Origin of the sequence: Castellaniella sp., from assembly GCF_049671645.1 — a bacterium.
Lineage (GTDB): Bacteria > Pseudomonadota > Gammaproteobacteria > Burkholderiales > Burkholderiaceae_B > Castellaniella.
The window spans coordinates 103,861-124,556 of record NZ_JBATVG010000015.1 but is presented as its reverse complement, the minus strand read 5'-3'; the positions used below and the strand labels follow the sequence as shown (position 1 = coordinate 124,556).

At 63.9% G+C, this 20,696-nt stretch carries 22 protein-coding genes; 6 read left to right on the top strand and 16 right to left on the bottom strand.

Annotated features, from left to right (window positions below):
- Window positions 1-64: 64 nt before the first annotated feature.
- Complete coding sequence (gene yfcF, locus WBG56_RS06935; protein ID WP_424266617.1) at window positions 65-703, bottom strand: glutathione transferase; 639 nt, start codon at window positions 701-703, stop codon at window positions 65-67.
- Window positions 704-751: 48 nt separating this feature from the next.
- The gene (locus WBG56_RS06930) at window positions 752-1,300 is read right to left on the bottom strand and encodes a sterol desaturase family protein (protein ID WP_424266615.1); all 549 of its coding nucleotides are present in this window, start codon (window positions 1,298-1,300) and stop codon (window positions 752-754) included.
- A 187-nt stretch (window positions 1,301-1,487) separates the two neighbouring features.
- Here WBG56_RS06930 and nadA point away from each other — a divergent pair, with 187 nt between their 5' ends.
- Window positions 1,488-2,624, top strand: coding sequence for a quinolinate synthase NadA (gene nadA / locus WBG56_RS06925; protein WP_424266613.1), 1,137 nt, complete (start codon window positions 1,488-1,490; stop codon window positions 2,622-2,624).
- Window positions 2,621-3,499: a carboxylating nicotinate-nucleotide diphosphorylase gene (gene nadC / locus WBG56_RS06920; protein ID WP_424266610.1), complete on the top strand. Its 879-nt coding sequence runs from the start codon at window positions 2,621-2,623 to the stop codon at window positions 3,497-3,499. Before nadA ends, nadC begins: the two co-directional genes overlap by 4 nt.
- 87 nt (window positions 3,500-3,586) lie before the next feature.
- On the opposite strand, the gene nadB is transcribed toward nadC, so the two are convergent.
- Both nadB and WBG56_RS06910 read right to left on the bottom strand, forming a co-directional pair.
- The gene (gene nadB / locus WBG56_RS06915; protein ID WP_424266608.1) at window positions 3,587-5,224 is read right to left on the bottom strand and encodes an L-aspartate oxidase; all 1,638 of its coding nucleotides are present in this window, start codon (window positions 5,222-5,224) and stop codon (window positions 3,587-3,589) included.
- A 19-nt stretch (window positions 5,225-5,243) separates the two neighbouring features.
- Window positions 5,244-5,576 carry a c-type cytochrome gene (locus tag WBG56_RS06910; RefSeq protein WP_424266606.1) on the bottom strand — a complete coding sequence of 111 codons (333 nt, stop codon included), beginning with the start codon at window positions 5,574-5,576 and terminating at the stop codon, window positions 5,244-5,246.
- 218 nt (window positions 5,577-5,794) lie between these two features.
- On the opposite strand from WBG56_RS06910, the gene WBG56_RS06905 reads away from it, so the two are divergent.
- Window positions 5,795-6,283, top strand: a complete 489-nt coding sequence (locus WBG56_RS06905; RefSeq protein WP_424266604.1) for a redoxin domain-containing protein — start codon at window positions 5,795-5,797, stop codon at window positions 6,281-6,283.
- Here the strand turns inward: WBG56_RS06905 and WBG56_RS06900 are convergent.
- The 6 genes from WBG56_RS06900 to WBG56_RS06875 all read right to left on the bottom strand — a co-directional run bounded on the left by WBG56_RS06900 (window position 6,168) and on the right by WBG56_RS06875 (window position 11,412).
- The gene (locus WBG56_RS06900) at window positions 6,168-7,025 is read right to left on the bottom strand and encodes a slipin family protein (RefSeq protein WP_424266834.1); all 858 of its coding nucleotides are present in this window, start codon (window positions 7,023-7,025) and stop codon (window positions 6,168-6,170) included. The two genes, WBG56_RS06905 and WBG56_RS06900, sit on opposite strands and share 116 nt — an antisense overlap.
- Window positions 7,025-7,354: an NfeD family protein gene (locus tag WBG56_RS06895; protein WP_424266602.1), complete on the bottom strand. Its 330-nt coding sequence runs from the start codon at window positions 7,352-7,354 to the stop codon at window positions 7,025-7,027. Before WBG56_RS06895 ends, WBG56_RS06900 begins: the two co-directional genes overlap by 1 nt.
- A gap of 82 nt (window positions 7,355-7,436) precedes the next feature.
- Window positions 7,437-7,808: a DUF488 domain-containing protein gene (locus tag WBG56_RS06890; protein WP_424266600.1), complete on the bottom strand. Its 372-nt coding sequence runs from the start codon at window positions 7,806-7,808 to the stop codon at window positions 7,437-7,439.
- A gap of 3 nt (window positions 7,809-7,811) precedes the next feature.
- Window positions 7,812-9,215, bottom strand: coding sequence for a class II fumarate hydratase (gene fumC / locus WBG56_RS06885; protein WP_424266598.1), 1,404 nt, complete (start codon window positions 9,213-9,215; stop codon window positions 7,812-7,814).
- Window positions 9,216-9,328: 113 nt separating this feature from the next.
- Window positions 9,329-10,372, bottom strand: a complete 1,044-nt coding sequence (locus WBG56_RS06880) for a type I glyceraldehyde-3-phosphate dehydrogenase (RefSeq protein WP_424266596.1) — start codon at window positions 10,370-10,372, stop codon at window positions 9,329-9,331.
- A gap of 65 nt (window positions 10,373-10,437) precedes the next feature.
- On the bottom strand, window positions 10,438-11,412 hold the full coding sequence (locus tag WBG56_RS06875; RefSeq protein WP_424266594.1) for a D-2-hydroxyacid dehydrogenase: 975 nt from the start codon (window positions 11,410-11,412) through the stop codon (window positions 10,438-10,440).
- A gap of 126 nt (window positions 11,413-11,538) precedes the next feature.
- Here WBG56_RS06875 and WBG56_RS06870 point away from each other — a divergent pair, with 126 nt between their 5' ends.
- On the top strand, window positions 11,539-12,150 hold the full coding sequence (locus tag WBG56_RS06870) for a glutathione S-transferase family protein (RefSeq protein WP_424266592.1): 612 nt from the start codon (window positions 11,539-11,541) through the stop codon (window positions 12,148-12,150).
- A 227-nt stretch (window positions 12,151-12,377) separates the two neighbouring features.
- Here the strand turns inward: WBG56_RS06870 and WBG56_RS06865 are convergent, their stop codons facing one another.
- The 6 genes from WBG56_RS06865 to proC form a co-directional block, all read right to left on the bottom strand.
- The gene (locus WBG56_RS06865; RefSeq protein ID WP_424266590.1) at window positions 12,378-13,079 is read right to left on the bottom strand and encodes an ABC transporter ATP-binding protein; all 702 of its coding nucleotides are present in this window, start codon (window positions 13,077-13,079) and stop codon (window positions 12,378-12,380) included.
- 2 nt (window positions 13,080-13,081) lie between these two features.
- Window positions 13,082-13,846: a high-affinity branched-chain amino acid ABC transporter ATP-binding protein LivG gene (livG, locus tag WBG56_RS06860; RefSeq protein WP_424266588.1), complete on the bottom strand. Its 765-nt coding sequence runs from the start codon at window positions 13,844-13,846 to the stop codon at window positions 13,082-13,084.
- Window positions 13,843-15,069, bottom strand: a complete 1,227-nt coding sequence (locus WBG56_RS06855; RefSeq protein WP_424266586.1) for a high-affinity branched-chain amino acid ABC transporter permease LivM — start codon at window positions 15,067-15,069, stop codon at window positions 13,843-13,845. The genes livG and WBG56_RS06855 overlap by 4 nt, the downstream gene beginning before the upstream one ends.
- Window positions 15,069-15,998, bottom strand: a complete 930-nt coding sequence (livH, locus tag WBG56_RS06850) for a high-affinity branched-chain amino acid ABC transporter permease LivH (protein WP_424266584.1) — start codon at window positions 15,996-15,998, stop codon at window positions 15,069-15,071. The genes WBG56_RS06855 and livH overlap by 1 nt, the downstream gene beginning before the upstream one ends.
- Before the next feature lie 88 nt (window positions 15,999-16,086).
- Window positions 16,087-17,205 carry a high-affinity branched-chain amino acid ABC transporter substrate-binding protein gene (locus WBG56_RS06845; protein ID WP_424266582.1) on the bottom strand — a complete coding sequence of 373 codons (1,119 nt, stop codon included), beginning with the start codon at window positions 17,203-17,205 and terminating at the stop codon, window positions 16,087-16,089.
- A 224-nt stretch (window positions 17,206-17,429) separates the two neighbouring features.
- Window positions 17,430-18,263: a pyrroline-5-carboxylate reductase gene (gene proC, locus WBG56_RS06840; protein ID WP_424266580.1), complete on the bottom strand. Its 834-nt coding sequence runs from the start codon at window positions 18,261-18,263 to the stop codon at window positions 17,430-17,432.
- 226 nt (window positions 18,264-18,489) lie between these two features.
- Here proC and ugpB point away from each other — a divergent pair, with 226 nt between their 5' ends.
- Window positions 18,490-19,800, top strand: coding sequence for a sn-glycerol-3-phosphate ABC transporter substrate-binding protein UgpB (gene ugpB / locus WBG56_RS06835; protein WP_424266578.1), 1,311 nt, complete (start codon window positions 18,490-18,492; stop codon window positions 19,798-19,800).
- 3 nt (window positions 19,801-19,803) lie between these two features.
- Window positions 19,804-20,685: a sn-glycerol-3-phosphate ABC transporter permease UgpA gene (gene ugpA / locus WBG56_RS06830; RefSeq protein WP_424266576.1), complete on the top strand. Its 882-nt coding sequence runs from the start codon at window positions 19,804-19,806 to the stop codon at window positions 20,683-20,685.
- Window positions 20,686-20,696: the final 11 nt, after the last annotated feature.

The following is a 20,696-nucleotide window of genomic DNA, read 5'->3' as shown; positions in this document are numbered from 1 at the left end:
ACCTTCGGGGGGCATGGCGCATGAACCATGCGCCCCTTTCAACCGCGTGCCTGGACGACGGCGTTCAGGCCTGCTGCCGTTCATGGAAGCCGACCCAGCGCTGGACGGAAGACCGGCCCCATTGCTCGTGGACGTAATCCTCCAGGACCCGGGGGACGGGGTCGCCGCCCGAAACCAGGCGATTCAGCATGAAGGCCAGCTCGAAATCGGCGATGCACCAGGCGCCGAACAAGTGCTTGCCGGCCTGCGGCACCAGCCGCCCGGCCACCGACAGGAGTTTTTCCGCCGCTTGCGACGCGGCCGGAGTCAGGGCCGGCAACGGCTGGGCCGGCCGGCTGAACAGGATCTCGGATGAGCGTTCCTGGCGCAGCGCGGCCAAATCCGTGCGCACCCAGGCCTGGATCTGGCGGGCGCGAGCCCGTTGGCGCGCATCGCGCGGGTACAGCGCGGGGCCCTGGAAGGCCTCGTCGACGTACTCGACGATGGCTGATGACTCGGCCAGGGCGAAATCCCCCTGAACCAATGCAGGCACTTTGCCGGTCAGGGAAAGCTCGACATACCCGGGCGCGCGCTGATCGCCCCGCCCCAGGTCGACCGGCGTCATTTCAAACAGCACCCCCTTTTCCGCCAGCGCGACGAATACCGACATGGCATAGGGGCTGATGAAGCGGGAATCGGTATACAGCATCAGGGAATCAGACATGAAACGTGCTCCTGGTCAGTGAGGGCGAAGGATTTGGCGGAATCTTCATCAGCGGTTCCGGTCGGTCAAGAATACCCGATCCCAGAATGACGTCGTCACCCCGTACCAGCCGTGGGCGCCGGGCCGGTGATGGAGCGCATGATCGCGTTTGCGCGCGTGCATCCAGGAACCGGGCTCGGCTTTCCAATGGTGCGTGGCGTGATGAACCAGGACGTAGAGCAGGTACCCCGTCCCGACTCCCAGAGTCGCCGACAGACCGATCCAGGGGCCCAGGAGCCGCGACAGCGGCAAGAAGCCCAGCAGGCCCAGCAAGGACAGGCTGACCAGCGTGGATGTGCCGATCAGGGCGAAGGGGCGCTGGTGATGCTCTTCGTGCCAGCGCTTGAACGGTTGCAGGCCATGCAGCACGAACCGATGCAGCCCGTACTCGATCAGGCTCCAGGCCAGAAAGCCGAGGACCGCCGCCAGCAGCAGGGCCCAGGCGGGGCCCGCGCCCCGCCACAGCAGCACCCCCACCCCGCTGATGATCGCAGCCGGATACAGGACGAAGTCCGCGAAATACAAGACAGGAGACTGTTCCAGCTTGAAGAGTGTCATGGCGAACCCGCATTCGGTTGACTATCACCAGTATAGACACTCCCCTGGGGAAATCCCTAATCCTTGATATGCGCAAGAGGATATGGCGTGCGGGGCCGGTGCGAGTCATAAGGACATTACCGGCATGTACCATCGCTTTGTCGTATGATTCCTAGCTTTACCCCGTCTTTTCAAGCTCTCATTCATCATGTCTTCAGGTACACGAATCGTTGAATTCGATCAGCCGGACATGGTCGGGGGAACCCTCAGCCCGGCGCAAGCCTGGGCCCGGGTCAACCCGCCCGTTTCCACCGAAGAACGCGAATTCCAGAAAGCCCGCATCCGCGCCCTGCTGGCGTCGCGCAACGCCGTGCTGGTGGCGCACTACTACGTGGATGCCGACATCCAGGATCTGGCCGAGGAAACCGGCGGCTGCGTATCGGACTCCCTTGAAATGGCCCGCTTCGGGCGCGATCATGCCGCTCGGACCCTGGTGGTGTCGGGGGTGCGCTTCATGGGCGAAACCGCCAAGATCCTCAGCCCTGAAAAACGCATTCTGATGCCGGATCTGGACGCCACCTGTTCGCTGGACCTGGGCTGCGACCCGATCGCCTTCGCCCAGTTCCGGGCGCGGCATCCCGATCGCACCGTCGTCGTGTATGCAAACACCAGCGCGGCGGTCAAGGCTCAGGCCGACTGGATGGTGACTTCCTCGATCGGCCTGGACATCGTCGCCGAACTGCACCGCCAGGGGAAAAAGATCCTTTGGGCGCCGGACCGCCACCTGGGGTCGTACATCCAGCGCCAGACCGGCGCAGACATGGTGCTGTGGCAGGGCTCGTGCACCGTGCACGACGAATTCAAGGGCATCGAGCTGGATCTCATGCGCAAGGAGCATCCCGGCGCCCTGATCCTGGCGCATCCGGAATCGCCTGCGCCGGTGGTCGCCCTGGCCGACGTCGTCGGCTCCACCTCGCGCCTGCTGGCCGCCGTCACGGAATTTCCCGCCACGACCTTCATCGTCGCCACCGACCAGGGGTTGTTGCACAAAATGCGGCTGGCCGCCCCCGGAAAAACCTTCATCGCCGCGCCCACCGCGGGCGAATCAGCGACCTGCAAAAGCTGCGCCCACTGTCCCTGGATGGCCATGAATTCCCTGAAAGGCATTGCCGACGCGCTGGAATTCAGCCACAACGAAGTCCATCTGGATGCCGCCCTGGGCCTTCGGGCCAAGGTCTGCATCGACCGGATGCTCGATTTCGCCGCCGAGCGCCGCCGCCAGGTGCGCCCCGGCCCCGATCTGGCCGGGGAACAGGCGCTGTTCGCCAAGGTCGGCCCCGCATGAGCAGCCGCCCGCCCTCGACCCTGCGCAATCCCCATGCGCCGTTCTCCCCCGCCCTGCAGGCCGCGTTCGACGCTCACATCGATCAGGCCCTGGCCGAAGACATCGGCACAGGCGACGTCACGGGCCTGCTCATCCCCGACCAGCAGGTCGAGGCCGCCCGCGTCATCGTGCGCCAATCCGCCGTGTTGTGCGGCGCCCCCTGGTTCGAAGCCGTCATGCATCGGGTCGACGACCGGATCCTGCTGGATTGGGCGTATGCGGAAGGCGACTGGATGGAACCGGGCTCCGTCGTCTGCCGGCTGCACGGCCCCGCGCGCGCGCTGCTGACGGCGGAGCGCACGGCCTTGAATTTCCTGCAGCTTTTTTCCGGCGTGGCGACGGCCACCCGCCGCTATGCGGACCTGACCAGCGGCACCCGCGCCGCCATCCTGGATACCCGCAAGACCCTGCCCGGCCTGCGCCTGGGGCAGAAGTACGCGGTCCGGGTGGGAGGCGGCCAGAATCAGAGGCTGGCGCTGTACGACGGTGTCCTCATCAAGGAAAACCACATTGCCGCGGCCGGCGGCATCCAGCCCGCGCTGAAGGCGGCGCAAGCCCTGCCCTACGACGTGCCGGTGCAGATCGAAGTCGAAAACCTGGATGAGCTGCGTCAGGCCCTGGACGCCGGAGCCGCTTCGGTCCTGCTGGATAATTTCACCCTGGACGATCTGCGCGCCGCGGTCGCCTTGACCGGGGGGCGGGCCTTGCTGGAAGCTTCCGGCGGCATCACGCACGACTCCGTGCGGGCCATCGCCCTGACCGGAGTGGATCGGATTTCCGTCGGCAGCCTGACCAAGGACATCCAGGCCGTGGATTATTCGATGCGAATCGTCTAAGGCGACGCTGTCTCCGGACAGCGGACGCGCCGCGACTCTTGCCGCCCATGCATCCAGGCCCGCTCATCCCAGCGGGCCTGGCCGTTTTCATCGGAACCCTTCTTCCGGCGTCATGACGGTAGGCAGCGCGCGCGGCAGCGTCCAGGGGAAATCCTGGCAATAGTGCAGCCCCCGGCTTTCCTTGCGCGACAAGGCGGCCCTCACGACGAGGGCGGCAACCTGGATCAGGTTGCGGCATTCCAGAAGATCGCTGGTGACGCGGTATTCCTGGTAGTACGCCTCGATTTCCTGCTCCAGCAGGCTGATGCGCTGGCGGGCGCGATTCAGGCGCTTTTGCGTGCGCACGATCCCCACGTAATTGGACATGAGGCGTCGGACTTCGTCCCAGGCGTGCGTGACCAGGACGGCTTCCGACCCGTCGCGGGCCCGGCTGTCGTCCCAGTCGGGCACCTGCTCGGTCATGGCGTCGGGCGCAAGGGGTTGATCATCGATATCGTGCGCCGCATTCCGGCCGATCACGAGACATTCCAGCAGGGAATTGCTGGCCAGGCGGTTGGCGCCGTGCAGACCGGTATAGGCGGTTTCGCCGACGGCGTACAGGCCCGGGATGTCGGTGCGGCCGTTCAGGTCGATCACCACGCCGCCACAGGTGAAGTGCATGGCCGGCACGACCGGGATCGGTTCGCGCGTCATGTCGATGCCGAACTCCAGGCAGCGGGCATGAATCGTGGGGAAGTGCTCGCGGATGAATTCAGGCGGCCGGTGACTGATGTCCAGTTCCACATGGGTCAGCCCGCGCTTCTTGATTTCAAAATCGATGGCGCGGGCGACCACGTCGCGCGGAGCCAGTTCCAGGCGCTCGTCGTGCCACTGCATGAAGCGTTCGCCGGCCTGGGCGCCGGCGCTGGACGGCAGGCGCAATACCCCGCCCTCGCCGCGCACGGCCTCGGAAATCAGGAAGGACTTGGCCTGGGGGTGATACATGCATGTGGGATGGAACTGCATGAATTCCATATTGGCCACCCGGCAACCCGCGCGCCAGGCCATGGCGATGCCGTCGCCCGTCGAAGTATCGGGGTTGCTGGTGTGCAGATAGACCTTGCCCGCGCCCCCCGTGGCCAGCACCACCTGCCCGGCCAGGATCGTGCGCACCTGGTCGCTGCGCTCGTCGTAGACGTAGGCGCCCAGGCAGCGGGCGGGCGCATCCGGCAGGGCCGGCGCATGGGGTTCGAGGATGCGGCTGGTGATGAGTTCCACCCCGGAGTGGTATTCCAGCAGCGTGATGTTGCGGTGCGCCCGCACCTGCTGCTCCAGCGTCAGTTGCACCAGGTGGCCGGTCTCGTCGGCGGCATGGATGATGCGCCGCTGGCTGTGGCCGCCCTCTCGGGTCAGGTGAAAGCCCAGTTCGGCGCCCTGGTCGGGGGTGAACGGCACGCCCAGTTTGATGAGCCAATCGATCGCGGATGGCCCTTGTTCGACAATGTGCCGCGTCGCCTGCGCGTCGCACAGGCCGGCTCCGGCCACCTGGGTGTCGGCCATGTGCTTGTCATGGCTGTCCTGGGAATCCAGCACGGCGGCGATTCCGCCCTGCGCCCAATTGCTGGCGCCATCCAGCAAGGCCTTCTTCGACAGGACGGCGACCTTTTTATCGGCGGCCAGATGCAGTGCGACGGTCAGGCCGGCCAGGCCGCTGCCGATGATCAGTACATCGTAGTGTGGGTTCACCCATGTGCTCCAGTGCTGATCAGTGAGGTGCGCCGGCGACCAGCCATTCGACCACGGTCCGGATGTCCGCGTCGGAAATGCCGGCGTTCGGCGGCATCGGGATCGGACCGTAGTTGCCGGTGCTGCCTTCCTTGATGTGCTTGGTCAGGATGGCGGCGGCGTCCGCCTGGCCCTTGTGCCTGGCGGCCACTTCATCGTAGCCCGGCCCGATGACTTTTTTGTCGACGGCATGGCATGCCAGACAGGCGTTCTTCGTGAGAATGTCTTTGACCTGAGCGAAGTCGGGAGCAGCCTGGGCGGCCTGGCCCAGGGCCAGCAAAGGAATGCACAGCATCAGTGCGGACAGTTTCATGAGTCGGTGTCTCCAGTATGCGAAAAAGAGATTCGAATATCCACGCCGGACTGCCGGCGCCGGCCAGCCGCGCAGCGACGGCCGGGCCTCTTCCGGGGCGGGGCTTCATTACATCATGGCTTTGGGTGGAACGCGGGAATATCGCCACACATTGTAGGTCTTCCCTTGTCCCGGCGGGCAGGCCTATCATGAAGGCTGGAGAACGGAAGGAAACGGCGATGATCACGGGCGATACGGCCCCCGAGTGGGATGTGGCCAGCTGGCTGAACACCGACAATCCCCTGTCCCTGGAGGAACTGCGGGGGTCTGTCGTCGTCGTGCATGCTTTCCAGATGCTGTGCCCGGGCTGCGTGTCGCACGGCATCCCCCAGGCGAAAGCCATCCACCAGGCATTCCCCCCGGGCCGGGTGCAGGTCGTCGGGCTGCACACGGTCTTCGAGCATCACGCCGCCATGGGCGAAATCGCCCTGCGCGCCTTTCTGCATGAATACCGCATTCATTTTCCCGTGGGAATCGACCGCCCGGACCCTCGCGGCAACCCCATTCCGATGACCATGCAAGCCTGGCACATGCAGGGCACCCCCACCCTGTTCATTCTGGATGAACAGGGCCGGATCCGCCTGCACCACTTTGGTCAACTGGATGATCTGCGGGTGGGCGCTGTGATTGGCCAGCTGCTGGCGGAAGCGGACGCGGCTGCCCCATGAACCCTGCCAGCAGGTCGATCGGAACCGGGAACACCAACGTGGATGACTTGTCCCCGGCCACCTGGGTCAGGGTTTCCAGATATCGCAGCTGCATGGAAGAAGGTTCCTGGGCCAGTGTGCGGGCGGCTTCAGCCAGCGCTTGCGCGGCTTGGCGTTCGCCTTCCGCGTGAATGACCTTGGCGCGCCGGTCGCGCTCGGCCTCGGCTTGACGCGCCATGGCCCGCACCATGGTTTCGTTCAGATCGATGTGCTTGATCTCGACGTTGGTGACTTTGATGCCCCAGCCGTCGGTCTGGGCATCCAGGATCGTCTGCACGTCCAGGTTCAGTTTTTCGCGTTCGGTCAGCATCTCGTCGAGTTCATGCTTGCCCAGCACCGCCCGCAGCGTAGTCTGCGCCAGCTGGCTAGTGGCCTCCAGGAAATGTTCGACCTGAATGATCGCCTTGCCGGGGTCCACCACCCGGAAATACACTACGGCATTGACCTGCACCGAGACGTTGTCGCGGGAAATCACATCCTGGGGCGGGATGTCCAACGTGATCACGCGCATGTCCACCCGCACGATCTGCTGCAGGAACGGAATGACGATGATCAGGCCCGGACCTTTCGCCCCTGTGAAGCGGCCCAGCGTGAAGATGACGGCCCGTTCGTATTCGCGCAGAATATGAAAGAGCTTGAACAGCATCAGCAGCAAAAAAATCAGTACGAGCAGGCTGACGCCCGAGCCCAGATCCAGAAACATCATGTGGATTCTCCTAAGGAAACGTCGCGGTCCGCCACCAATTCCACCTGCAGCGTCAGGCCCCGGACCCGCACGACACGCACGGTCTGCCCCGGGTGCAACGGGACGTCGCACTGGACTTGCCAGATTTCACCCCGCACCAGCGCCCAGGACTTCCCTCGGGCGTCGGACGACTCGGTGACTTCGCCCAGCATGCCGGGCAGTTCTTCATTGCCGCCCTGCGCCCGGCTGCGATGGGCCTGGATGGCGATGAGCGCGGCCAGCAGCAGCACCAGGCCCAGCAAGCCCAGCGCCCAGGCCGATTGCGCCCCGAAATAAACCAGCAGCATGTGTTCTCCTGCCCTGCCCGCTTCGCCCGCGCGGCAGTCGATGATGAGAGGCGGCCGCGCCGCAGCGGCGCGAGCCCTTGCCCTAATGGCGCCGGGCGTGATCCGCCAGCACCCGGGCCAGCACGACCGCCTGATTATGTTCGGTATCCCGGGCGCCGTACAGCAACGTGACGGTCCGCCCCTGGGCCGCCGACAGGATGTCATCCATCAAGCGCCCGGCGGCATCGGCCTGCAGTTCCGCCGTGTAATCGCGGCGGAACTGTTCCCAGCGTTCGGGCTTGTGCCCGAACCAAGTGCGCAGATCCGTGCTGGGGGCCAGGTCCTTGCACCACAAATCGTGCTGAAACGACGCTTTGGACAAACCCCTGGGCCACAAACGATCCACCAGCACACGCAGGCCGTCGCTCTCGGCCGGCGATTCGTAGGCGCGTTTGATCTGCACAGGGATGGTCATGGTTCAGCCTTTGCTGGGATGGGTCATATCCAGAGGGACGATCCATTCATCGTACTGCGCATCCGTCAGGAAGCCCAGCGCCAAGGCCGCCTGGCGCAAGGTGCTGTGTTCCTTGTGGGCCTTTTTGGCGATGGCGGCCGCCTTGTCGTAGCCGATGTGGCGATTCAAGGCCGTGACCAGCATCAGGTTCTTTTCCAGATTCTGTTCGATGCGCTCGGCGTTGGGTTCGATGCCGGCCGCGCAGTGCTCGTCGAAAGACAGGCAGGCATCGGCCAGCAGGCCGATGCTTTCCAGCACGTTGTGCACCATGACGGGTTTGTAGACGTTCAACTGGAAATTGCCCTGGGAACCTGCGAAGGCCACCGCGGCATCGTTGCCGTAGACCTGGACGCAGACCATGGTCATGGCCTCGCATTGGGTCGGATTGACTTTGCCCGGCATGATGGACGATCCGGGTTCGTTTTCCGGAATGACCAGCTCGCCGATGCCGCAGCGCGGGCCGCTGGCCAGCCAGCGCACGTCGTTGGCGATCTTCATCAGAGCGCCGGCCAGCGTGCGCAGCGCCGCCGACAGGCTGACCAGGGCGTCGTGGGCCGACAGGGCGAAGAATTTATTGTCGGCGCTGCGGAATGGCAGCCCCGTGATATCGGCGATGCGGGCGGCGGCCAGCTCGCCAAAGCGCGGGTGGGCATTGAGGCCGGTGCCGACGGCGGTGCCGCCGATCGCCAGATCGTACACGCCGGGCAAGGCTGCCTGCACCGCATCCAGACCGAAGTCCAGCTGAGCCACCCAGGCGCTGATTTCCTGCCCCAGCGTGATGGGCGTGGCATCCTGCAGGTGGGTGCGGCCGGTCTTGACGATGTTCTGGTAGGCCTTGGCCTTGGCATCGAGCGTCGCGCGCAGCTTGCCGACCGCCGGAAAGAAGTGCCGGGCCAGCTCGGTGGCCACGGCGATGTGCATGGCGGTCGGGAACGTGTCGTTGGACGACTGGCCGCGATTGACGTGGTCGTTGGGATGCACGGGGGCTTTGCTGCCGATGGCTCCGCCCGCCAGTTCGATCGCGCGATTGGCGATGACCTCGTTGGCGTTCATGTTGGACTGCGTGCCCGAGCCGGTCTGGAAGACCACCAGGGGGAATTCCGCATTCAGTTTGCCTTCGATGACTTCATCGGCGGCTCGCACGACCAGATTGCCGATGTCGGCCGGCAGTTCGCCCAGCTCGGCGTTGGCCTGGGCCGCTGCCTTTTTGAGCACGCCCAGTGCGTGGATGATGGGGGCCTGCCAGCGGAAGCGCTCCACTCCGATCGGGAAGTTCTGAATGGACCGCTGCGTCTGGGCGCCCCAGTAATGCGCGGCGGGGACTTCGATCGCCCCCATGGAATCGGTTTCGGTGCGGCTGTCAGCCATGATGTCGAACTCCTGTATCGTTTCGATGAAAAAAGCTGGAAATGCCCCCACGCTACGCGGGTGACGCCTGCTTGCTGCCCACATTGTCGCGGCCTGCTTGCAGGGGCGGTCGTTCAATTCTGATGCACGGGTCTGAAGAGGTCCGCCCAGCCCCGGGCAATGTCCAGCATCCGGTTGGCAAAGCCCCATTCATTGTCGAACCAGACCAGCAGATTGGCAAAATGCCCATTGTTCACGCGTGTCTGCCCCAGGTCCAGGATGGCGGAATGCGGGTCGTGGTTGAAGTCGATGGAGGCATGCGGCTGGCGGGTGCAGGCCAGCAGATGGGGGCAGGCCCGGGCTGCTTGCGTCAGCAAGGCATTCAAGGCATCCACGGACGTCGCCTGCGCCAGATTGACGCTCAGGTCGATGGCCGAAACATTCAGAATCGGCACCCGGACCGCCTTGGCCTGGATGCGGCCGGCCAGCTGCGGCAAGAGGCGCTCCACGCCCTGGGCCAGGCCGGTCGTGACCGGGACGATGGATTGCATGGCCGAACGGGTGCGCCGCAGATCGGAATGATGGTAGCCGTCGATCATCGGCTGGTCGTTCATGACCGAATGCAATGTGGTCAAAAAGGCGCTTTGCACCCCCAGGTCACGGTCCAGCAGGTCCAGCACCGGCACAATGGCGTTGGTCGTGCAGGATGCCGCCGAGACGATCCGCTGGTCGGCGCGCAGGTCGGCGTCATTGATGCCATGGACGATGGTGGCGTCCACGTCGCCGGCGCTATGGCCCGGGTTGGATACCAGCAGGCGCGGACAGCCCGCATCCAGGAAACCCTGCAGGCGCTCGCGCGTGCCGTATGTGCCGGAACATTCCAGCAGCAGATCCAGGCCCAGGGTATCCCAGGGGACGTCGGCAGGCTCCCGGGCATGAAAGACCGGGATGTCGCGCCCTTGCACGCGCAAACCGCCATCCAGCGCCCGCACCTCGCCCGGAAATACTCCATGCGTGGAATCGAAGCGGGTCAGGTAGGCCATGGATTCGAGGTCGGCCGGCTCGTTGATGCCGACGACCTGGATCGCGTGGGGGTCGGCCGATTCCATCCAGGCCCGCAGGACGCAGCGCCCGATGCGGCCATAACCGTTGATGGCCAGTCGTAGAGGCAAAGACATGGATTTCGATTCAATCTTGGAAACAAACGGGGCGAGCGCCTGGGCGCAGCCCCCCATTGAGCGCTTCAGCCATGGAAACCGGCCACCACGTTACGCGGCGCATCGCGGCAAAAGGCCTCGATGTTGTCGCGCACCTGATGGGCCATGGCGCGGATGGCCTCTTCGCTGGCCCAGGCCACGTGCGGCGTCAGGATGAAGTTCGGGAAGCGCAGCAATTGCATGATCGGGTGGTCCGGGGCGGGAGGCTCCTGTGTTGCGACGTCGAACCCCGCGCCGCTGATCTGGCCGGTCTGCAAAGCGTGTTCCAGCGCCCGTTCGTCGACCAGGCCGCCCCGGGCCGTATTGATCAGCAGGGGTTTGCGGTCCATCAGGGCGAATTCGGCCGCGCCGATCATGCCGCGGGTCTGGGCATTCAGCGGGCAATGCAGGCTGATGACGTCGCTGGTGCGCAGCACGTGGGTGAACGATGTGTAGTCTTCGGCCGGCGACCCGGCGTCGCGCCGCGCGGCAAACTGCACCCGCATGTCGAACGCCCGGGCGATTTCCGCCACGGCCTCGCCCAAGGCGCCTCGGCCGATGATGCCCAGCGTGGATCCGGCCAGGTCTCGCACGGGGAAATCGAAATAGCAGAACTGGCCGCTCTCGTGCCAGCGCCCATCGGCCACCGATTGGCGGTAAGCCAGCAAGTTGCGCCGCAGAGCCAGCATCAGGGCGAACGCATGTTCAGGCACGGTATGGACGGCATAATCGCGCACATTGGACACGATGATGCGGCGCTGGTTGCAGAAATCCAGATCCACGTTGTCCGTGCCGGTGGCGGTCAGCGCCACCATGCGCAGCCGGGGCGCCTGCTGCAGCACGGCCGCGTTCAGGACGACCTTGTTGGCGACGACGATATCTGCATCCCGGATGCGTTCCGCCACCTGTTCCGGGCCCGTCCGCCCATGGACCACCCATTCGTGCGGAACTGCCGGCGCCGGGATATCGATGGAGGCAGGCAGGGTGTCTCGATCCAGGAAAACGATGCGCAGAGGGTCCATGGGGGCCTTTGAATGAATGTTCCGTACTGAGAGAACCCTAGTCTACTCTAAGCCAGCCCCCCAAGCCGGGACGGCGGTGGTATAACAGCCCTGACATCCTGAACCCTATTTCTACTCGGAAGTGCCATGAAACTCTATTATTTTCCGGGTGCCTGCCCGCTGGTGACGCATATTGCGCTGGAATGGATCGGCAAGCCCTACGAGACCGAACGCCTGACCCGCGAGCAGACCAAGGAACCCGCCTACCTGAAACTGAATCCGGCAGGCGCCGTGCCGACCCTGGTGGACGGCGACTTCGTGCTCACGCAAAGCGCCGCCATCCTGGACTATCTGGCCGAGCTGCATCCCGAAGCCAAACTGCTGGGCGACACGCCGCGCGACCGCGCGGAAACCCGCCGCTGGCTCAGCCTGTGCAATTCCGATATCCATCGCACCTTCAACCTGGTGTTCAACGCCCCCTACTACAGCGGCGGAGATGAAACCATGGGCAAGACCCTGGCCGCCAAGGCCGGCGAAAAGCTGAAGAGCTTGTTCGCCATCGCCAACGACCGCCTGAAAGGCCGCGATTGGCTGACCGGCCAACGCTCGGTGGCCGACCCGTATCTGTTCGTCATGCTGATGTGGGCCGATGCGAAGCAGATCACCCTGCCCGGCATGGAAGAGCTACGTAAATTCCAGCAACGCCTGCAGGCCGACCCCGGCGTCCAGGCCGCCCTGAAGGCACAGGGATTGATCTGATTCAAAATCAGTCCCTGCGGACTGATTTTGTATACAGATCAATCTGAGCGGCCTGCAGGCCGCGAGGTGGGGGGATCTCTCGCCTGAATCAGTCCTTGCGAACCATTGCATGCCTGCCGAATCGGAGCGCCTTGCAAGCCGCAACGCGAGGAAGCGTTCCCATCCCTCGCCGCCCAAAAAATTGCCCGGCCAAGCCGGGCAATTTCCCATCCTGATGCGCACGGCGATCAAGCCCCCAGATACGCCTTGCGGACCTCGTCGTTGCTGAGCAGGTTCGCCCCGGTGTCGGCCAGCACGACCTTGCCGGTTTCCAGCACATAGCCCCGATCGGCCACTTGCAGCGCCTTGTTGGCGTTCTGTTCGACCAGAAACACCGTGACGCCCTCTTCCCGGATCGTGCGGATGATGTCGAAGATCTGCGCGATGATCAGCGGCGCCAGGCCCAGGGTGGGTTCGTCGAGCAGCAGCAGCTTCGGGCGCGTCATCAGCGCCCGGCCGATGGCCAGCATCTGCTGTTCGCCGCCGGACATGGTGCCCGCCCGTTGGCTGGCGCGTTCCTTCAGGCGCGGGAACAGATCGAAGACGTGGTCCATGCTCTCTTCCGTCTGGGTCTTGTCCAGGAAGAAGGCCCCCATGTTCAGGTTCTCCGCGACCGTCAGGTCGGGAAACACGCGGCGGCCTTCCGGGGAGATGGCGATGCCGCGCTGCATGACGGTATGCGTGGGCTGCTCGGTGATGTCGTCGCCCAGGAAGCTGATGCGCCCGGACCGCGCCCGGGGATTGCCGCACACCGTCATCAACAAGGTGGTCTTGCCCGCGCCATTGGCGCCGATCAGTGTGACGATTTCGCCTTGATTGACTTCGACGGAGACGTCGTCCAGCGCCTGGATGGCGCCATAAAACGTGCTGACATTTTCCAGTTTGAGCACGGTCATTCCCCCAGATAAGCTTTGATGACGCGGGGATCCGTGCGGACCTCCTGAGGCAGGCCGGTGGTGATGGGCTTGCCGTGTTCCATGACCAGGATGCGATCCGAGACCCCCATGATCAGGCTCATGTCGTGCTCGATCAACAGCACCGCCACGCCGTATTCGCGGCGCAACTGATCGATCAGCGCCGACAGATCGCGCTTTTCCTGGGGATTCAGGCCGGCTGCGGGCTCATCCAGCATCAGCAGACGCGGCTGGGTGATCATGCAGCGGGCGATTTCCAGGCGCCGTTGGTGCCCATAGGCCAGGTTGCCGGCCTCCCGGTTGGCATACTGGCGGATGTCCATGAAATCCAGCCACTGGACGGCGCGTTTCTTGGCGTCGGCTTCAGAGTGCCGGAAAGAAGGCAATTTCAGCAAGCCGTGGATCAACCCGGTCTGCATCAAGGTGTGCTGAGCCACCAGCAGGTTTTCCAGCACCGTCAGGTTCTTGAAGAGACGCACGTTCTGGAACGTGCGCACCAGCCCGTGGCGGGCAACCTTGTGGCTGGGCAGACCCGTGATGGGCTTGCCGTCCATCGTGATGCTTCCGGTGGTGGGCTTGTAGAACCCCCCCACGCAGTTGAACACCGTGGTCTTGCCGGCGCCGTTGGGGCCGATGATGGCAAAGACTTCGTTTTTCCGGACCTCGAATGCCACCTGGTCGACGGCCAGCAGGCCGCCGAAGCGCATGGTCAGTCCGCTGACTTCCAGCAAAGATTCACTCATGATTCCAATTCCACTTGCGGACGTTTCACCGGCAGCAGGCCCTGCGGGCGCCACACCATCATGACCACCATCACCAGGCCGAAGATCAGCATGCGATACTCGGCGAATTCGCGGGCGATCTCAGGCACGACCGTCAACAGCACGGCCGCCAGGATGACCCCCAGCTGGGAGCCCATGCCGCCCAGCACCACGATCGCCAGGATCAGGGCCGATTCGATGAAGGTGAAGGATTCGGGATTGACCAGACCTTGGCGGGCGGCGAAAAACGCCCCGCCGAACCCCGCGAACATCGCGCCCATGGTGAAGGCGGACAGTTTGATGTTGCGCGGGTTCAGGCCCAGCGAACGGCAGGCGATCTCGTCTTCACGCAAGGCTTCCCAGGCGCGGCCGATCGGCATGCGGATCAGGCGGCTGGTGAAATACAGCGTGAACAGCACCAGCACCAAGGCCATCAGGTACAGATAGGTCACCACGTCCTGGCTGTTGAAGGACCAGCCCATCAGTTCATGGAAGGTGGGAGACCCATCCAGCGAACGGCGCACCATCTGATAACCGAAGAAAGACGGCTTGGGGATGCCGGAAATACCGTCCGGGCCGCCTGTGAAGGTATACAGGTTGATCAGCATCAGCCGGATGATTTCACCGAACCCCAACGTGACGATCGCCAGGTAATCGCCGCGCAGGCGCAGCACGGGAAAGCCCAGGATGAAGCCGAACAGCGCCGAGACCATGCCGGCGAACGGCAAGGCTTCCCAGAAGCCCCAGCCCGCCCAGTGATACAGCAGCGCATAGGTATACGCCCCGGTCGCGTAAAAGCCCACGAAACCCAGATCCAGCAGACCGGCGAAGCCGACCACGATGTTCAGCCCCAGGCCCAGCATCACGTAGATCAGCACCAGCGTGGCGATGTCCACCTGGGCGCGGCCGGTGAAGAAAGGCCAGACCACGGCGAAAAGGACCAGCACGATGATGGCCTTGTGCCGCGATTTATCGGAAAACGTGGGCAGCGTGAAACGCGGCGTGCCGCTGGATTTCTTGAATTTGACCAGGGGGCGCAGCATCTGGACCAGAAAGACCAGCAGCATGCCGCCGATGATCATTTTCCAGTCGGGCTGCAGGTAGGTTTCCTGGCCGCGGCGCAGGATCTGCAGGCCATAGACCGGCGCGATGATGACGCCGGCCATGATGGCGGCGATCAACGAGTTCTTGAGGTTGTGCTTCATCAGACTTTTTCCACCTCGGGTTTACCCAACAGCCCCGTCGGACGGAACATCAGGATGAAGACCAGCAGCAGGAAGGCGACAATGTCCTTGTACTGCGAGGAAATGAACGCGGCGGCAAAGGTTTCCGCCAATCCCAGCAGGACACCGCCCAGCATGGCGCCGGGAATGCTGCCGATACCGCCGAGCACGGCGGCGGTAAAGGCCTTGATGCCGGCGATGAACCCGATGAAGGGGTTCAGCTTGCCGATGGCCAGGGCGATCAGCACCCCGCCCACCGCCGCCATCATGGCGCCGATCATGAAGGTATAGGAAATGATCCGGCTGGTGTCGATCCCCAGCAGGTTGGCCATATGCAGGTCCTGGGAGCAGGCGCGCGAGGCCTGGCCGGTGCGCGAATACTTGATGAAGAGGGTCAGGCCCAGCATCATCAGGATGGTCACGACGATGATCAGGATGCGGGAATACGGCGCGGTCACCGTGAAATCACTGAGGCCGATCGTGAAATCGACCGATCCGTTGATCAGGGCCGGGACGGCCATGTCGCGGGCGCCCTGCCCTGTGGCCACCCAGTTCTGCAGGAAGATCGACATCCCGATGGCGGAAATCAGAGGCACCAGCCGGGGGCTGTTGCGCAAGGGAGCATAAGCGATCTTTTCGACCGCGTAGCCGTATACGGCAGTGACCAGGATGGCCATGATCAGCATGATCAGAATCATGATGGGCAGCGGCAAGCCGCTGTTGACACCGATGGCCGAGAGAGTCACCAGGCCGACGTAGGCGCCGATCATGTAGATTTCGCCGTGGGCGAAATTGATCATGCCGATGATGCCGTAGACCATGGTGTAGCCAATCGCGATCAGCGCGTAGATAGCGCCCAGCGACAAGCCGTTGAACAGCTGTTGTGTCAGTAAGGGGAGCAAGTCGGACATAATGGGCAGGGGATGTGCAGGATGACGGCCAGGCCTGACGGCCTGGCCAGGAAAACAGCCCCGGCAATCGCCGGGGCCTGCCGAGCCCTTAGGGCTGGATCTGGGTCAGATTGCCGTTGGCGTCCCAGCGGAAGACGGCAAACTCGAAATGCTTCAGGTCGCCCTTGGCATCGTAATCGACCTTGCCGATACCGGTGTCGAAGCTGTGGCTGTGCATGTAGTCGGCCACCTTGGTCGGATCGGCGCCCACGGCGTTGATGCTGTCGGCCAACACCTGCATGGCGGCATAGGCCGTCATGGTAAAGGCGCCATCGGGGCTGCGCTTGTAGGTCTTGAAGTTCTCCAGGATCTGCTCGTTGCCCTTGCGTTTGGTGAAGTCGGCGGGCAGCGTCACCAGCAGCTTGTCGACGGCCGGGCCGGCGATGGCGGCCAGGTCCTTGTTGGCTACGCCTTCAGGACCCATGAACTGCGTGTCCAGACCCTGTTCGCGGGCCTGGCGCAGCAGCAGACCCAGTTCGGGGTGGTAGCCGCCGAAGTAGATCAGATCGGGCCCCAGAGCCTTCAGTTTGGAGATGACGGCGGAATAATCGCTGTCACCCACGTTGATGCCCTCGAACATGGCGATGTTCACGCCGTTCTTTTCCAGGGTCTTCTGCACCTGGGTGGCCACGCCCGAACCATAGGTCTGTTTGTCGTGCAGGATGGCGACTTTCTTGGGCTTGAGTTCTTTGGTGATGTATTCGGCGGCGAACGGGCCTTGCTGGTCGTCGCGCCCGATCGTGCGGAAGAAGAAATGCGGCTTGATCGTGTCCGTCACCAGCGGCGAGGTGGCGCCCGGGGTGATGGCGACGATGCCTTCCTGTTCGTAGACGTTGACGGCAGGCACCGTCGTGCCCGAGCAGGCGTGGGCAATGGCGAACTTGGCGCCGGAATTGACCACCCGGTTGGCCGCGGGCACTGCCTGCTTGGGTTCGCAGCCGTCGTCGATCAGCAGGGGTTCGATTTTCATGCCCTTGATGCCGCCTGCGGCATTGAGCGCATCGATGGCGGTGAGCGCACCAGCCTGGATCTGATCGCCATATTGGGTGTTGGGGCCGGTCATTGGCTGGGGAATGCCGATCTTCAGCGTATCGGCATGGGCGCCAGCAGCCAGCGACAAAGCGCCGAATGCCAGAATGGCGGGGGTGATGCGCAACATGAACTTCATTGAGAATGTCTCCGGTAGAGGCGCCACTGGCTACGATAATGCCGGATCCGGCATTTGGGCCAGGGACGCCAAGCTTTGGTTTTTGCTTCCGCCCTGAGCGGCACGCGTATTCTGCCGATTTGGTCCGGAGGTGTCACTACGGTTAATCCCTGATGACCAGGTGTAATTGACCGTACGCGGCAGACCGCATGCCGTTTTGATCCATCGGCGGGCGGCGCGAACGCTCAGTCTGAAAATTCGCGGGCCAGTTCACCCGCCCGCCGGGCGGCGGCGGCGACGGCGTCGCGCAGAATGTCGGTCTGCCCGCGCTGTTGAAACACGGCCAGGGCGGCTGCCGTCGTGCCGCCTTTCGAGGTCACCCGTTCGCGCAGCACGGCGGGCGAATCGGGTGAAAGCGTAGCCAGCTGGGTCGCCCCGTGAAAGGTCGCCAGCGCCAGTCGACGCGCTTGTTCGGGCGTGAGCCCCTGGTCGACGCCGGCGGCCATCAAAGCTTCAAGAAACAGGAATACGTAGGCCGGCCCGCTGCCCGATACCGCTGTGACCGCGTCGATCGCGGCGTCATCGGCCACCCACAGGACGTCGCCCACCGCCCGCAGCAGCTCTTCGGCCAGAGCGCGATCCTGGGCATCGACGCCGGACAGGGCCGCCATGCCGGTCATGCCGCAGGCAATCAGCGCCGGGGTATTGGGCATGCAGCGCACCACCCGCGTATAGGGACCGGCGTCATCGCCCAGCCAGCGGGCAATCGCTTCCCCGGGGATGCCGGCCGCGATGCTGATGATCAGGGTGCCGGGCTGCAGCCAGGGCCGGCACTGCCGGACGACCTGAGCCATGACCTGGGGCTTGACGGCGAAGAACCAGACCCGGCACCCCGAAAGCCTGGCATCCGGCGCCGTGGCGGTCGTCGTGCCCAGGGCCTCCCAGCGCGCGCGCGTGTCGTCGCCCGGATCGATGACGTGGACATCGGCCGCCGCGCAACGCCGGCCGATCAGGCCGCTGGCCAGGGCGTTGGCCATATTGCCGCCGCCGATCAATGCAAGTGAGAGTCCTTTTTCCATAGCGGACCATTGTACGATCATGTTTCCAGAAATTGAATCCGGCGTGAACGTGTCCTGAAATCCATGACGAGAGCCGGCAACCGATCGGCCGGACGCGGCTTTCGGGCGAGGCTTATTGTGGCAAACAAGGATTGTCAAAGCCGACACGAAGTCGTCACAATACCTGCCTACAATCCTCCCGCCGCCACCTCGGCAGGTTTCGGGGAGGCATTCACAGGAGACTCTGATGGCATTTTCTCTTTCCCGCATGACCGTGCTGGCCGCCATGCTGGCCAGCGCCGGCGCCGCCCAGGCAGCCACCGACATCACCTTCTGGCATTCCATGGAAGGCCCGTTGGGCGAACGCGTGGACGCTATCGCCCAGGCCTTCAACGCCAGCCAGTCTGACTATGTGGTGCACCCGGTCTACAAAGGCGCGTACGGCGAATCCATGAACGCCGGCATCGCGGCGTTCCGGGCGGGAAACGCCCCCGACATCCTTCAGGTCTTCGAAGTCGGCACCGCCACCATGATGTACGCCAAGGGCGCCATCAAGCCGGTGCAGGAACTCTCCGAAAAGGTCGGCGATCCGATCGATCCCAAGGATTTTCTGGGCGCCGTCGCGGGCTACTACTCGTCACCGCAAGGCAAGCTGGTGTCCATGCCCTTCAATAGTTCCACGCCCGTGCTGTACTACAACAAGGACGCCTTCAAGAAAGCCGGCCTGAACCCCGATGCGCCGCCCAAGACCTGGCCCGAAGTCGCCGACGCCGCCAAGAAACTGCGCGCCGCCGGCATGGAATGCGGCTATTCCACCGCCTGGCCGTCCTGGGTCCTGCTGGAAAACTTCGCCGCCTGGCATAACGTGCCCTACGCCTCCAAGGACAACGGCTTCGGCGGCCTGGATGCCCGGCTGCTGCTCGACAGCCCGCTATTCAAGAAACACATCACCTTCCTGGCCGACATGGCCAAGGCCGGCGAATTCACGTATGGCGGCCGCGGCGACGCAGGCAACGCCCTGTTCACGTCGGGCAAATGCGGCATGTACACCGGTTCCAGCGGCATGCGCGCATCGGTCATCAAGACCGGCCAGTTCGCCTTCGGGACGTCTACCCTGCCCTACTATCCCGACGTCAAGGGCGCTCCGCAGAACTCCATCATCGGCGGGGCCTCGCTGTGGGTCTTCTCGGGCAAATCCGACGCCACCTACAAAGGCGTGATCAAGTTCTTCAAATACCTGTCCAACCCGGAACAATCGGCCGCCTGGCATCAAGGCACGGGCTATGTGCCTGTGACCAAGGCGGGCTACGAGCTGACCAAGAAGTCCGGTTTCTACGACAAGAATCCGGGCACCGAGGTCGCCGTCCAGCAGCTCAATGCCGACACCACGGCCAACTCTCGCGGGATTCGTCTCGGTTATCTGCCGCAGATCCGCGACATCGAGGACGCCACGATGGAACAGATCTTCGCCGGCAAGATGGCGCCGGAAGCCGGCCTGAAGAAAATGACCACCGAGGGCAACGCCTTGCTGCAACGCTTTGAAAAGAGCGTGAAATAAGCAATGGAAAAACGCGTCGTCTTCCACCACCGGACCCTGCCCTGGCTGCTGCTGGCCCCCCAGCTGATCATCACGCTGGTGTTTTTCTTCTGGCCGGCCGGCCAGGCCATGTGGCAGGCGTTCCGGATCGAAGACCCCTTTGGCCTGTCCTCGCAGTTCGTGGGGCTGGCCAATTTCGCCGACCTGTTCTCCAGCGCGGACTATCTGGCCTCGTTTCGCACGACGGCCGGATTTTCCGCCATGGTGGCGGTCGGCGGCCTGGCCATTTCACTGTTGCTGGCAGTCATGGCCGACCGGGTGGTGCGAGGCGCCGCGATCTATAAAACCTTATTGATCTGGCCCTACGCCGTGGCGGCCGCCGTGGCGGGGGTGCTGTGGCTGTTCCTGTTTTCGCCGTCCGTCGGCATCCTGGCCGTGGCCTTGGTGCAGATGGGGTTGCACTGGAATCCCCGCCTGGACGGCGAGGACGCCATGATCCTGATCGTCTTCGCTTCGATCTGGAAGCAGGTGTCCTACAACTTCCTGTTCTTCCTGGCCGGGCTGCAGTCCATCCCCCGATCCCTCATCGAGGCCGCCGCCATCGACGGCGCTGGGCCGGCGCGCCGGTTCTGGTCCATCGTGTTTCCCTTGTTGTCACCCACCAGTTTCTTTCTGTTGGTGATCAATTTCATCTATGCCTTCTTCGACACCTTCGCGGTGATCGACGTCGTCACCCAGGGAGGGCCCGGCCACGCGACCGACATCCTGGTCTACAAGGTCTACAACGCGGGTTTCAAGGGGTTGGACCTGGGATCTTCGGCCGCCCAGTCCGTGATCCTGATGCTGATCGTGATCGCGTTGACCGCCATCCAGTTCCGCTACGTGGACCGCAAGGTCAACTACTGACAAGGACGAAT